The sequence below is a fragment of the Arachidicoccus sp. BS20 genome (assembly GCF_001659705.1).
Taxonomy (GTDB): domain Bacteria; phylum Bacteroidota; class Bacteroidia; order Chitinophagales; family Chitinophagaceae; genus Arachidicoccus.
The window spans coordinates 1,524,761-1,538,452 of record NZ_CP015971.1; the positions used below are offsets into that span (position 1 = coordinate 1,524,761).

13 protein-coding genes are annotated in these 13,692 nt (G+C 39.6%); 5 read left to right on the plus strand and 8 right to left on the minus strand.

The genetic code is table 11. From position 1 onward, the window contains the following. Positions 1-39: 39 nt before the first annotated feature. From guaB to A9P82_RS06895, 3 genes are all read right to left on the minus strand, one after another. The gene (gene guaB / locus A9P82_RS06885; protein WP_066205851.1) at positions 40-1,539 is read right to left on the minus strand and encodes an IMP dehydrogenase; all 1,500 of its coding nucleotides are present in this window, start codon (positions 1,537-1,539) and stop codon (positions 40-42) included. Positions 1,540-1,607: 68 nt separating this feature from the next. After that, positions 1,608-2,207, minus strand: coding sequence for a hypothetical protein (locus A9P82_RS06890; RefSeq protein WP_066205854.1), 600 nt, complete (start codon positions 2,205-2,207; stop codon positions 1,608-1,610). A 5-nt stretch (positions 2,208-2,212) separates the two neighbouring features. Then, entirely contained in the window at positions 2,213-2,704 is a 492-nt protein-coding gene (locus A9P82_RS06895) for an RNA polymerase sigma factor (RefSeq protein ID WP_197492263.1), read from the minus strand. A gap of 282 nt (positions 2,705-2,986) precedes the next feature. Between A9P82_RS06895 and A9P82_RS06900 the strand changes: the two genes are divergently transcribed. Continuing rightward, positions 2,987-4,618, plus strand: coding sequence for a pyruvate dehydrogenase complex dihydrolipoamide acetyltransferase (locus tag A9P82_RS06900; RefSeq protein ID WP_066205857.1), 1,632 nt, complete (start codon positions 2,987-2,989; stop codon positions 4,616-4,618). Positions 4,619-4,678: 60 nt separating this feature from the next. Here A9P82_RS06900 and A9P82_RS15860 read toward each other — a convergent pair whose 3' ends face one another. Continuing rightward, positions 4,679-4,738 carry a DUF1563 domain-containing protein gene (locus tag A9P82_RS15860; protein WP_156522730.1) on the minus strand — a complete coding sequence of 20 codons (60 nt, stop codon included), beginning with the start codon at positions 4,736-4,738 and terminating at the stop codon, positions 4,679-4,681. A gap of 254 nt (positions 4,739-4,992) precedes the next feature. Here A9P82_RS15860 and A9P82_RS06910 point away from each other — a divergent pair, with 254 nt between their 5' ends. Then, the gene (locus tag A9P82_RS06910) at positions 4,993-5,571 is read left to right on the plus strand and encodes a DUF6580 family putative transport protein (RefSeq protein ID WP_066205865.1); all 579 of its coding nucleotides are present in this window, start codon (positions 4,993-4,995) and stop codon (positions 5,569-5,571) included. Between the two features lie 58 nt (positions 5,572-5,629). Here A9P82_RS06910 and A9P82_RS06915 read toward each other — a convergent pair whose 3' ends face one another. The 4 genes from A9P82_RS06915 to A9P82_RS06930 all read right to left on the minus strand — a co-directional run bounded on the left by A9P82_RS06915 (position 5,630) and on the right by A9P82_RS06930 (position 10,544). Further along, entirely contained in the window at positions 5,630-8,107 is a 2,478-nt protein-coding gene (locus A9P82_RS06915) for a TonB-dependent receptor (RefSeq protein ID WP_066205868.1), read from the minus strand. 152 nt (positions 8,108-8,259) lie between these two features. Next, positions 8,260-8,682, minus strand: a complete 423-nt coding sequence (locus tag A9P82_RS06920) for a YybH family protein (protein WP_066209686.1) — start codon at positions 8,680-8,682, stop codon at positions 8,260-8,262. 67 nt (positions 8,683-8,749) lie between these two features. Continuing rightward, a complete protein-coding gene (gene dnaJ, locus A9P82_RS06925; RefSeq protein WP_066205871.1) occupies positions 8,750-9,913 on the minus strand; it encodes a molecular chaperone DnaJ in 1,164 nt (387 codons plus the stop codon). A gap of 79 nt (positions 9,914-9,992) precedes the next feature. Then, a complete protein-coding gene (locus A9P82_RS06930) occupies positions 9,993-10,544 on the minus strand; it encodes a nucleotide exchange factor GrpE (RefSeq protein ID WP_066205873.1) in 552 nt (183 codons plus the stop codon). A 479-nt stretch (positions 10,545-11,023) separates the two neighbouring features. Here A9P82_RS06930 and A9P82_RS06935 point away from each other — a divergent pair, with 479 nt between their 5' ends. The 3 genes from A9P82_RS06935 to A9P82_RS06945 all read left to right on the plus strand — a co-directional run bounded on the left by A9P82_RS06935 (position 11,024) and on the right by A9P82_RS06945 (position 13,582). Beyond that, positions 11,024-12,034, plus strand: a complete 1,011-nt coding sequence (locus A9P82_RS06935) for an NAD(P)/FAD-dependent oxidoreductase (protein ID WP_066205879.1) — start codon at positions 11,024-11,026, stop codon at positions 12,032-12,034. Positions 12,035-12,256: 222 nt separating this feature from the next. Beyond that, positions 12,257-13,132, plus strand: a complete 876-nt coding sequence (locus A9P82_RS06940; protein ID WP_231891221.1) for an AraC family transcriptional regulator — start codon at positions 12,257-12,259, stop codon at positions 13,130-13,132. 15 nt (positions 13,133-13,147) lie between these two features. After that, positions 13,148-13,582 (plus strand): SDR family NAD(P)-dependent oxidoreductase, encoded by a 435-nt coding sequence (locus A9P82_RS06945; RefSeq protein WP_066205882.1) that lies wholly within the window; start codon positions 13,148-13,150, stop codon positions 13,580-13,582. Positions 13,583-13,692: the final 110 nt, after the last annotated feature.

A 13,692-nucleotide genomic window follows, 5' to 3' on the forward strand; every position in this document is an offset into this window, starting at 1 on the left:
AATACGTTCCGTTTTTATTTTTATTAATCTGCTATAAATTTATCTTCTGCTGTAATTCGGCGCTTCTTTCGTAATATAAACATCGTGCGCGTGACTTTCAGACATACCGGCATTGGTAATTTGGATAAATGTTGCTTTGCGCAATGCTTCCAGGTTTTTCGAGCCGGTCAGTCCCATACCTGCGCGCAATCCGCCCACATACTGAGCAACAATTTCACTCAAATAACCTTTGTATGCCACGCGACCTTCAATACCTTCGGGAACAAGTTTTTTCGCATCTGCTTTTCCATCTTGAAAATAACGGTCGCCGCTTCCCTGCTGCATCGCGCCGATGCTCCCCATGCCGCGATATTGTTTGAATTTACGTCCTTCAAAAATAATGGTTTCTCCGGGGCTTTCTTCTACACCTGCAAACACGCTTCCCATCATCACAGTCTCAGCTCCTGCCGCTAACGCTTTTACCATATCGCCCGTATAGCGAATACCACCGTCGGCAATCACGGGAATACCCGTTCCTTTCAGCGCATTGGCAGCATCCATAATTGCGGAAAGTTGCGGAACACCTGCGCCCGTAACAATTCTTGTCGTACAAATAGAACCCGGACCAATGCCCACTTTCACAGCATCTGCACCTGCATCGGCTAATGCTTTAGCTCCTGCTATTGTGGCAATATTGCCTGCAATCACTTGCAGATTTTTAAAATTCTTTTTCAGATTTTTCAAGGCATCAATCACACCTTTTGTATGTCCGTGCGAACTGTCGAGTGCAACTACATCTACACCCACTTGCAGCAATGCCTCGGCTCTCTCCAGCAAATCTTTGGTAATACCCAATGCACCTCCAACCAACAAACGACCATAACCGTCTTTTACGGCATTGGGGAAATTTTTCAGTTGAAGAATATCGCGGTAAGTAATCAGCCCCACCAAATCGCCGGCTTTATTTACGACAGGCAATTTCTCAATCATGTGTTGGCGGAAAATCTTTTCTGCTTTTTTCAAATCCGTTCCTGCGGGCGCAGTTACAAGATTTTCTTTGGTCATTACTTCTGAAACTTTACGCTTCATATTATCTTCAAAACGCAGATCGCGGTTGGTAATAATTCCGACCAATTTTTTTTGCTGATTCACAACAGGAATACCGCCGATTTTATTTTCTTTCATCAGTTTCAAAGCATCGCCGATGGTTGCATTTTCGTGCAAAGTAATCGGGTCGAGAATTAAGCCGCTTTCGCTTCTTTTCACTTTGCGCACTTGCTCCGCCTGTTTTTCGACAGACATATTTTTGTGCAAAATGCCCAATCCGCCTTCGCGTGCCAACGCAATCGCAAGGCTTGCTTCGGTTACGGTGTCCATTGCTGCGGACAGCATGGGAACATTGAGTTGAATACTTTTTGTGAGATTGGTACGAAGGTCTGCTTCGCTTGGAAGTACTTCACTATATGCGGGTTGTAACAATACATCGTCGAATGTTAAACCTGTTCCGTAAAATCTTGAAAGGGAAGATTGTGTGCTTTGGGGAGAATTTCTTGTTGCCATGAGCAAAGGTAGAACGAGAAATTTTTATAGGCAAAATTTTTTTGTAAAGGGAATATTAAATGAAGAAATCAACTCATTGCTTCCAATAAATCTTTAAGATGCCCGATATTATTTTCAAACTTAGGCTGCGTATAAAATCTGTTCCATATATACATTAAAAATACAAAAGAAAGATATGCTAAGATGCGAAAAAACGAAGGCGTGTTCGCCCACCCGGGCATTAACGGTGGAATATCAAAAGTAATCATCAGCTCTATTACAATGGCAAGAAGTATAATTACAATTATACCTGCAATCTTTGCATCTTTTCTGTTTTTTATCAGCGCGACAATTTCCATTTCGATATTGGATTTTAACGATGAATCAATGCTTATCAATCTGTTTGCAATCATGTAATTTTTCAAGTTAAAAAACAAGGAAACGATTATAGATAAGGTTGCTGTCCAAATCAAAGGATTGCTTAGTCTTTCGGGTTTTTGTATATCATTCAATACCCAGATTCCCAACAGGGCAAGCATTCCCCAAAGCCTTTTTTTATTTTTTCTCACAAATGAATTTAGCGGATTGTATTCATTGTTTTGCAAAATTCCAAGCAATCGATTGTATTTAATATCGTCTGTCTTGGCTTGCTGATTTTGCCAGTTTTCTTTTAAATTATCAAGTTCCATAATTTTTATACCAATTGTTTTAATTTATCTTTTATCCTACTCATTTTTACGCGCAAGTTTCCTGCGTTGATACCAATTATTTCTTCCATTTCATCGTATGACTTTCCGTCGAGATACAGCATTACAATTGCCTTTTCAACCAAATTTAGCTTAGATATAGCGGTGTACAATTTTTCCAGATTTTCATCGTCAGAAGGTTCGTAACTGACTTGGATAATATTTTCGGAAATATCGTTGATGTCTTGAAATCTTAATGCAGACTTTTCTTTTCTCACTCTCATCAAAGCCGTATAAATTGCTATTTTATACATCCATGAAGTGATTTTTGAATTGCCTTTGAACGATGGAAAAGCGCGCCAAATCTGAATTACAATTTCTTGAAACAAATCCTGACAATCTTGTGGTGTAGAAGTATAAATTCGGGAAACCTTGAGTATTAGTAATTGATTTTCTTTTATAAGATTTCCGAACTTTTGTTGTGTTTCATTCTTTATCAAAATACAATTGCTTTATAATAAGTTGCAGACAAATTAAATTTGTTACAGTTAAATCCAAAAAATTTCCTGCTATCATTTGTCTTAGCATGGCGATGACTTACCATAAACCGTATTCGTTGTTGGTCTGAAGACGCAACAATGGCATGTTTTTCTTAACAAACTTCCACCCATTTTAAATTTAACCAATTAAATTTGCGGCGACTTAGAGCATTTAGGTTTTTTGGCGTAATTTCACGCACGATTTTTTATTCGACAACAGAGCAAAATTTTATACATAAGATTATGGCAGAAGTAATTAAAATGCCGCGTTTAAGCGATACGATGACCGAAGGTGTGATTGCCGCATGGCACAAAAAAGTGGGCGACGATGTGAAGAAAGGCGATTTGTTGGCAGAAATTGAGACCGACAAAGCAACAATGGAACTCGAAAGTTACAAAGATGGAACGATTCTCTATCTCGGCGCAGACAACGGCGGCAAATTGCAGGTAGATGATTTGCTCGCAATCGTTGGTAATAAAGGCGAAGATATTAGCGCATTGGTTTCCGGCGGCGCAACTGCTCCTGCAAAAACCGAAGAAGCAAAACCTGCTGAAACACCTGCTGCGACTGCATCTCAGCCAAGTTCATCTATCGATATTTCCAAATTGGACGAAGTAGTTTTGATGCCTCGCCTGAGCGATACAATGACGGAAGGCGTAATCGCTTCCTGGCAAAAAAATGTGGGCGATGATGTGAAGAAAGGCGATATTCTTGCCGAAATCGAAACCGACAAGGCAACGATGGAATTGGAAAGTTATAAAAACGGGAAACTGCTTTATCAAGGTGCGCCTGCCGGCGAAAAAATTGCGGTAAATGATTTACTCGCAATCATCGGCAGCGATGGAATTGATGTAAACGCGATTGTTGCCGCAGCAAAAAGTAACACTTCCGCAAGCGAAGCGGAGCCTGCTAAAGAAGAAGCTCAAACTGTTGAAAAATCTGCTGCGCCTGCCGCAACGCCTGCGCCGCAAGCGGAACAGGTTGTGGTAAACGAAGGAAGAATTTTGGCTTCGCCTTTGGCTAAAAAATTGGCAAGCGAAAAAGGCATCGATTTAAAATATGTAAAAGGCAGCGGCGACAACGGAAGAATCGTAAAAGCCGATGTGGAGAATTATACGCCAAGTGCACAAACGCAAGCTGCACCTGCATCTGCGAACGTTGAAACCTTTGCAACTGCCGCGCCTGCGGGACAAGTTTCTTTCGACGAAATTCCTGTTACACAAATGCGCAAAACCATTGCGCGCCGATTGTCGGAAAGTTTATTTACCGCGCCACATTTTTATGTTACCATGTCTATCAACATGGATGCTGCGGTTGCCGCGCGTCCCGTGTTGAATAAAGACGGCAAAGCAAAAATCAGCTTTAACGATATTGTGTTGAAAGCGGTTGCCGTTGCGTTGAAACAACATCCTGCCGTGAACAGCAGTTGGCTGGGCGATAAAATCCGCATCAATCATCATGTGAACATTGGCGTTGCAGTTGCGGTGGAAGACGGATTGCTTGTGCCTGTTGTTCGCTTCGCAGATACAAAATCATTGACACAAATTTCTGCGGAAGTAAAAACTTTCGCACAGAAAGCAAAGGATAAAAAATTGCAGCCGTCCGATTGGGAAGGCAGTACATTCACGATTAGCAATTTGGGAATGTTCGGCGTTGATGAATTTACGGCAATCATCAATCCGCCCGATGCGTGTATTCTTGCGGTTGGCGGCATTTCGCAAGAACCGATTGTGAAAGACGGGCAAATTGTGGTGGGCAACATTATGAAAGTTACGTTGAGCGCAGACCATCGCGTGGTGGACGGCGCAACGGCAGCCGCATTCCTGCAAACGCTGAAAGGCTTGCTGGAAGAGCCTTTGAAGATGTTGTTGTAAATTCTTTGAGGCATTTGTCTTTATAAAATTCTATTGTAATTTTGTTATTTTAAATTAATTTTACGAAAGAAAAATCTGATGGCGGAAACATTGCACATAACCGATATACAGCTTTTCAATGTATTGAAAAAGAAGTTAGGCGAAACGGAAGCCGAAACACTGGTAAGTTATGTACGCACTTCGGTAAAAGAAGAAATAAAAGAGCAGGTTCCTAATATTGCAACAAAAGATTTTGTCGCGGCTGAAATTGCTAAGGTAGAATCCAAAATATCAGAATCTAAATTTCAAATCATATTATGGGCGTTTGTGTTCTGGGTTACGCAGTTGAGCGCCATATTTGCTTTCCTGAAATTTCTGAAATAAAAATATCATGAATGAAATTATCCAATAAAATCATCATCAGTTTTGCTGCGTTAATTGTTATTGCAGTTTTGTATCGTTTTATTCCTTTGCCAAAAGGTGTTTATGGTTTTACACCCATGTTTGCGATGGCAATTTTCGGCGGAGTAATTTTTAAGGATAATAAAAAATTGGCTTTTGCTTTACCGCTGATAACGTTTTTTTTCTCGGATATCATTTATCAATTACTTTATAATGCAGGCAAACCATTTAACGGAAATTGGGGATTTTACAAAGACCAATGGCTGAATTATATTTTGTTTGCAATCACAGTTTGTATAGGATTTTTTATCAAGAAAATCAATATCGTGAATGTTACGCTTGCAGCAATTGCAGCACCTACGCTATTCTATATTCTATCTAATTTTTCTTATTGGGCATTTACGCAATCATATTACAATGAGCATAAAACTTTGCTTCAATGTTATATTGACGGCTTGCCGTTTTATTTGCCTTGGAGTGTGGTTTCAACAATCGTTTATTCAGGCATTTTGTTCGGTGCATTTTACGGAGTGCAGAATTTTACCGCAAAGAAAATGGCAGTTTCTCATTAAGAAACTAAACATAAACTTTTATGCAAGCGCAGATAAAAAAATATCTGCGCTTTTTTTATTAAAACGGCACAATCACTTTAAAACAAAAATTTCTTCCCGGATTATAAATACCCAAATGCCCGTTCGGCGATTGCGTGTAATATTCAAAATATTGCAACCTGCTTAAATGATTTTGGTACGCCGTGTTCAGCAAATTATTCACGGCACACTCAACATTGATGATATTATTTTTTGAATAATGAACATCTGCTGTCGCATAAAAATTCAACAAAGTATATACCGCCGTAGGTGTTTCCGTGTTATATAAACCGAGATACCTGTTTTGCGCAAGATTCAAGTCTGTCGTGACTTTCAGGGAAATGTTCTGCAAAATTTTATTCTTCGTTTCAATGTCATAATCAATGCTGCTCAGCCATCGCGGCGGCGGAATGAAAGGTAAATATTGTCCCTGTGTTTTTGCATTTTTATATTTCGGATTTAAGTTATTGCCATACACCATCGAAAAAGAATTGTCGAACTGAAAGGCTTTCCAACTTTGCGGATGTACATTGAATGTTGCGTTCAAACCATACAACTCCGCATTGGTTTGTTGGTATTGAAAAGTTTTATTGCCCGGCACAATCACAACAGGCACGCCGTTTTTATCCACTTCCAAATCTTCATAAATATAATTTTGAATGTAGTTGTTATAAACGCTCAGTTCAAAAGAAAAATCATTGTATGTTCCAAGCAAACCTAAATCTTCCTGCAAACTAAATTCAGGTTTGAAGTCCAAATTGCCAACATAATAAATATGCGCGCCGGGGTCTAATCCGTTCGATGCAATTTCCGTAATATTCGGCGCACGATAACCGCGTGCAATATTTACTTTCAAACTGATTTGATTGTTCAACGCATACGTTGCACCAACACTTCCCGTGATGCCTTGAAAAGAAAAATGAAACGCATTGAACTGATGTGCGCTTCCCACAGTATCGTTGCTGAAAACTTGCCGGTAAAATCCCGTTACAGGATTTGCCTTGATGTACATATCATCGCCGTTTTCGCTGCGCCGGTCATAACGAATACCGCCCGCAATCGTCCATTGCTTGTACTTCCACAAACCATAAAAATAACTGCCAATATCGAACAAATGATAATCAGGAATAGGAAAATCCGTTGCATTTTTATTGCTGTTGGTTTGATACATTCCATTTACGCCAACCGAAGGTTGAATGTTCCAAACACTCGGCGCGTTGTAACGAACCGCATAATCAACTGTGTTTAAAACAATGTATTCGCCAGCCTGATTTACGTCTGTCGGATGGTCATATTCTCTTCGTATATTTTGCTCAAAGCCAAGCGTAGCTTTGATTTCGCTTTGTCCAAGCTGATATTGATTATCAGTATAAATGCGAAAATCTTGTATGCGTTGTGACAACGGACTAAGCTTGTATGAATTTAAAATATTGTTCGGAACAATAGGACGAATGGTAATTGTATCCACTTGCGGAATGTTTATATTCTCGCCTTCTGTTTCATAAATCTGGTAAGTAAATTTTCGCGTTAATGAATCACGGCTTCCATCGGGAATGCCTTGTCGGTTATTGTAATAAGTAAGATTAAAATGCGAATAACCTTTTGCATTTTTATAACCCGCAAAAGCAGACAGGTTCTGCATTTTAAAGCCTGTGTTATATACTCGCCCGTCGATTGGATTACTGTAATTTTTTGCAATGCGCTCCGAGCCGCGCAATGCATAAGACCAATGTTTGCTGCCGTAATTCAATATCAGACTATTACCGATTAATCCGTTGTTGGTTTGATATTCCGAAAGAAATTTTCCGTGAATTAATCTGTCTGTGTCTTTTGGTAAAACCACAAACATACTCAACACGCCCGCGATTGCATCGGAGCCATACATCAAACTCGACGGACCTTCAATCACTTCTGCTCGGTCGATTGTATAATCGTCCATCGGCACGCCGTGTTCGTCGCCCCATTGTTGTGTTTCAACTCGTAAAACGCCATCGTATAAAGTCAATACACGATTGTAGCCAAGCCCGTTGATAAAAGGCTTCGATACATTCGGACCTGTTTTCACGGCAGCAAACCCGGGCGCATTTTGCGAAATCGCATCAATCGTATTTTCAGAAATAGTTTGCTCGATTGCCTTTTGCGAAACGCTTACCATTGCCACAGGATTTTCTTTTATACGAATTGCTTTGGACGTTCCGGTAACTACTACATCGTTCAATAAATTGTTTTGCGGTGTGAGATAAACCGTAAGATTATTTTGCGCATCAATTGTATCTCTTTGATAACCGATTGCGGAAAATATCAATCTAAAATGTTCAGCATTTTCAGGAATGTTGATTTTGAAAATACCGTTTGCATCGGTCGTTGTTCCTGTTGGTATTTGCAATATTTGTACGCTGCAAAAATTAACGGGTCGCTTGGTCTGCGCATCTTTTACAATTCCCGTAATTACCTGAGAAAACAAGGATTTAGGGAGAATGAATAACATAGTAATAATGGATAAATATATTTTCTTCATTTGCTTTTATTTCCAGCAAATGTAAAAATTAATTTATTACAACCTAATAAATAAATTAGGTAAACCTAATTTATGATTGGATAATAAAAATATGGCGCGGGCTTTGCCCGCGCCATAACAAAATCTCTTCCTCAAAAAAGGATTTGTATTCTTTAAGAAGTATGGTCAACCACAATCAGCCATTTGCCGTTAATCTTTTTCCATAAAAGTGTGAAATGTCCGCCAATCGTAGTTTTATCCGAATGGACAATTTTCCATGCACCAATGACAAACGCCGAAGTTTTGGATAAAACATCTACTTTCAAATCAGAAAAAGTAAGCGTTCCCATTGCTTCTTTTGAGGGATAACCTTTCTTATAATTGTTCAGCGTATTCTGCCAACCGTAAGTGATTTGTTTTCCTACAAATTGCAGGCTGTCGCTTTGCCAATAGCCTTGCATAAAAGCATCTACATCGCCGTTATTCCAATCGTCTTGCTGTTGATGCATAGTTTGCAAAATAGTTTGTTTTGCATTTTGTCCAAAAGAAATGGTCGCAGCAAATACTACGACCATGAATGTTATAATGAATTTCATTTTCATAATTAAACCATTAAGGAATTGAGAAAATGAAGATAAAATATATTCTTAAGTTTTTTCATCATTAAGAAAAAACTTCTTTCAGTTTATCAAAAAATCCTTTTTCTGATTTATTCGGCTGCGGTTGAAAATTCGGACTGTCTTTCATCTTTTCCATCGATGCTTTTTCTTCGGAAGAAAGTGTTTGCGGAGTCCATACATTTACATTAATCAGTTGGTCACCGCGCCGTCCGTAGCCGTTAATTTCAGGAAAACCTTTCCCTTTCAAGCGAAATATTTTACCGCTTTGCGTGCCTGCGGGAATTTTAATCTTTGCGCGTCCGTCAATCGTAGGAACTTCCACCTGTGCGCCAAAAACAGCATCGGGAATAGAAATGAATAAGTCGTACCCCACATTCAATCCATCACGATGAAGTTCTGCGTGTGCTTCTTCTTCAATCGCAATAATCAAATCGCCCGGAGCGCCGCCGCGCAAGCCTACATTTCCTTTGCCGCTCATGCTCAGTTGCATTCCGTCGTACACGCCTGCGGGAATATTGATGCTCACGGTTTCTTCGCCGTACACGCGACCGTCGCCTTTACAGCTTGTACATTTTGCGGAAATAGTAGAACCTTCGCCATGGCAAGTAGGACAAACCACAACGGTTTGCATTTGCCCCAAAAATGTTTGCTGCACTTTGCGCACTTGTCCTGTGCCGCCGCAGGTTTTACAAGTGTGAATGCTGCCTTTATCTTTCGCGCCGCTTCCATGACAGGTACTGCAGACAATATATTTTTTTACCTTGATTGTTTTGGTAACGCCGTTCGCCATTTCTTCATAATTCAAACGAATTTTCACACGAAGGTTGCTGCCACGTTCGCCCTGGCTTCTTCCGCCACGCGAGCTTCCACCGCCGCCAAAGAAATCGGAAAAACCACCGCCTCCGAAAATATCGCCGAAATGACTAAAAATATCGTTCATATCCATTCCGCCGCCGCCAAAAGGATTTCCGCCACCCGTGCCGGGACCAAAAGCCTGATGACCGTAACGGTCATATTTTGCGCGTTTGTCCGTATCGCTCAGCACTTCGTAAGCTTCGGCTGCTTCCTTGAATTTTTCTTCCGCTTCTTTATCGCCGGGATTGCGGTCGGGATGATATTGCATCGCTGTTTTGCGATATGCTTTCTTAATCTCATCCGCGGTTGCGCTTTTGCTCACACCTAATATTTCGTAGTAATCTCTTTTCATGCCCCTGCCCCCTAAAGGGGAATTTCTTTTTTAATTTAAAAATAGATAATAAAAATTTCGCCCCTTTAGGGGACGGGGGTTATTTTCCCACAACTACTTTCGCGTGGCGGATTAATTTATCGTTCAGCAAATAACCTTTCTGAACTTCGTCGATAATTTTTCCGCTGTGTTCAGGAGTTGGTGCGGGAATTTCCGCAATAGCTTCGTGCTGTTCCACGTCAAAATCGCTGTTAATGCTTTCCAATGCTTTCACACCTTTTGATTGCATCACATTTCTGAATTTGTTGAACACGAGAAACGCACCTTCTTTCACATGATTGATGTCGGTATCAGTTTGCATTTGTTTTTCCGCGCGGTCGGTATCGTCTAACACGTCGAGCAGGGAAATGATAATGTCTTTTCCTGCAGTTTGAATCAATTCGATTCTTTCTTTCGCAGTACGTCTTTTATAGTTTTCAAATTCTGCCAAAAGACGAATGTATTTGTCCTTTTGCTCCGCCAATTCATTTTGCAATTTTTCTGTTTCGGAAACCTGTTCTTCTGCCGCATTTTCCTGCGAAGTTTCTCCCGCTTGCTCGTTTACATTTTCGATTGGCTTTTGATTTTCCTCGGTATGTTCGTGTTTGCTCATATCTGTGTTCCGTTATTTGTTATCTGTTTTCTTGTATGAAAAAATAGAACGCTGATTATTGATGATTTTTATGATTATCCCCCGATGGTCATTTAAACTTTTTGTTTTCAATTTTCTTAATCCCAACGGGATTATACGTTTATAGCAGTTTAGTGAAGACACACGTTCGACTCCAAAGGAGTCGTATGTAACAACTTAGCATTTTTGCTATAAATATTGAACCCTTCGGGTCCTTTATTGTTTAAAACTTTAAATGAATTCAGACATTAATTCATCATTATTATAAAAAATCTACGTTCCATTTAACCGTCAAATTTTTTGCCGAAGCCGCAAAACAGTAAAATTGACAGAGAATTGCGCTTTAAAATGACAAAATTCTTTTAATATTTGTCATTTTGCTGTCAATTGTAAAAATGTTTCGTATTTCGTAAACGGAAAAAGTAACGATTGATTAATTTCGCGAAAATTTTTTATTCAAGATGATTGAAACCGATATATGTATCGTGGGTGCAGGACCCGTTGGATTATTTGCAGTTTTTGAAGCAGGGTTGTTGAAAATGCGTTGCCATTTGGTAGATGCGCTGCCGCAGGTTGGCGGACAACTTTCCGAAATTTATCCGCAAAAACCTATTTATGATATTCCGGGATTTCCGAGCATTAATGCGCAGGAACTGGTCGATAATTTAATGGAACAAATCAAGCCGTTTCATCCGACTTTTACTTTGGGCGAAAGAGTGGAAACGATTGAAAGAAATGAAGATAAATCTTTCACGATAGGTACAAATGAAGGCACGCAAATTCATGCAAAAGTAATCGTAATTGCTGCCGGACTTGGCTCCTTCGAGCCGCGTAAGCCCGCGATTGAAAGGCTCGAAGAATTTGAACACGGCAAAGGCGTTGCGTACATGGTAAAAAATCCAGAAACTTTTCGCGATAAAGAAATTGTACTCGCAGGCGGCGGCGACTCTGCACTTGACTGGACAATTCACTTGGCAGGTATTTCAAAGAAAGTAACGCTTATTCATCGCGGCGAAACTTTTCGTGGTGCGCCCGATTCGGCAGAGAAAGTTTTTAATCTGGCAAAAGAAGGAAAAATCAATTTGATACTGAAAGCCAATCTTACAAAAATCGACGGCAACGGCGTTTTGAAAGAAGTGCATTACGAAGATGAGAACAAAGCAATCCAAACCATTAATGCAGATTATTTAATTCCGTTGTTTGGTTTAAGCCCGAAATTGGGACCGATTGCCGATTGGAATTTGGACATCGATAAAAAAAATCAGATAAAAGTAGATACGACCGATTATTCTACAAATATTGAAGGCATTTATGCCATCGGCGATATTAATACTTACACGGGAAAACTGAAACTGATTTTGTGCGGTTTCCACGAAGGAGCGATTATGATGCAGAGTGCGTTCAAGCACGTATTCCCCGACAAGCATTTGAGTTTCAAATACACGACTGTGAATGGCGTGCATGAATTTTAATTCAAATTTAAACCACATAGAAATATAGTTTTTGTGTACAGGAGTAAGACCTCTGAGACTTAAAAGTTTTAGAGGTCTTACTTTTATAAAAGCAAAGGACACAAAGAGATTTTCGTCTTCGATGAAAACTATGCTTCCCTGCGTTTTCATTATTAAACAATATTCAATTCCTCATTCTTTATATGCTCTATGTTTCTGAATGAGCTTTCTACGAAACAAAATTTGAGCTTTTTAAGAAACCTGTATTCCTTTTTTATTACCGACCTTTGTGTTGTAAAAATGGATAACGAGAAAATTAAATCATACAGAATCGGCGTTAATTCAGGAATTATTTACGCTTGCTATATTGAGAAAAATTGGGCAGGCGAGCATTTTATTGAAGACTTCGGAATAACGTATTTGCTCGAAGGAACATACACCGTAACCGATAACAATAAAACAAATGTTTTCCGCGCAGGCGATATGCTTTTTTACCGGAAAAACCAGCTTGCAAAATTTGTAAAGCAACCTGCGGAAAACGGTATTTTTCGAGGTATATCCATTATACTTGATAAAGACACGCTTTGGAATTTCAGCAAGCAATATCATCACGATAATCTTGCTGCCGCGATGCGCATCAATGCTGTTACGCGCATTGAGCCGAATGTTCTGCTGAAACACTATTTCGATTCACTCGAACCATATTTTGAAACGCAGATTTCTGATGAACTTATTGCATTGAAAAAGCAGGAAGCGATAATTTTATTACTGCAATCCAATCCTGAACTGAAAAATATTTTGTTCGATTTCAGCATGCCGGGAAAGATAGATTTGGAAGCATTTATGAACAAAAATTTTAAGTTCAATGTTGAGATAAAACGTCTTGCTTATCTCACGGGAAGAAGCCTTGCAACATTCAAACGCGATTTTGAAAAAACGTTTCAAACATCGCCCAATCGATGGTTGCAGCAACGCAGATTGCAGGAAGCATATTATTTGATAAAAGAGAAAAAACAAAAACCATCAGACGTTTATCTCGAAGTGGGCTTTGAAAGCTTGTCGCACTTTTCGTATTCTTTCAAGCAGCATTTCGGGCAAAATCCGTCATCGATTACTTAATCTAAATCTTACAAGATGAAAAAGACAATCATGATTACCGAAGCATCTTTCGGTACAGGAAAAGTCATGTCCTTATATTTTGCAAAGCAAGGTTGGAATGTGGTCGCGACTTTGCACAAACTCTGCGATGTAAACGAATTGGCAGAACATTCTTCCATTCTTATAAAACAAATGAATGTTGCCGATATTACAAGTATTGAAAACGTAATTCTCGACAGCATCGACACATTCGGCGGAATTGACGTAGTGCTTAACAATGGAATTTACGCCAACGAAACGATGAATGTAATGCGCGCCATACTTCCACATTTTCGCATCAGAAATAAAGGAAAGCTTATTCATGTAAATCCGAATGCGGAAAACATTGCAGCAACTGTTTATGAACTCGCAGATGGAAATATATTGAAGCGGTATTGCTTCCCGGATGATTTCGATTTTTTGCTTGACTGATTTTTCTTGGTTACCACAACGACTCAACGACACAGACGATTCACAACGTTGTGATTCCGTTGTGTTCTCGGTGCCGTTGTGGTTTATTCTTTACAAAGAATTTCTGCTTA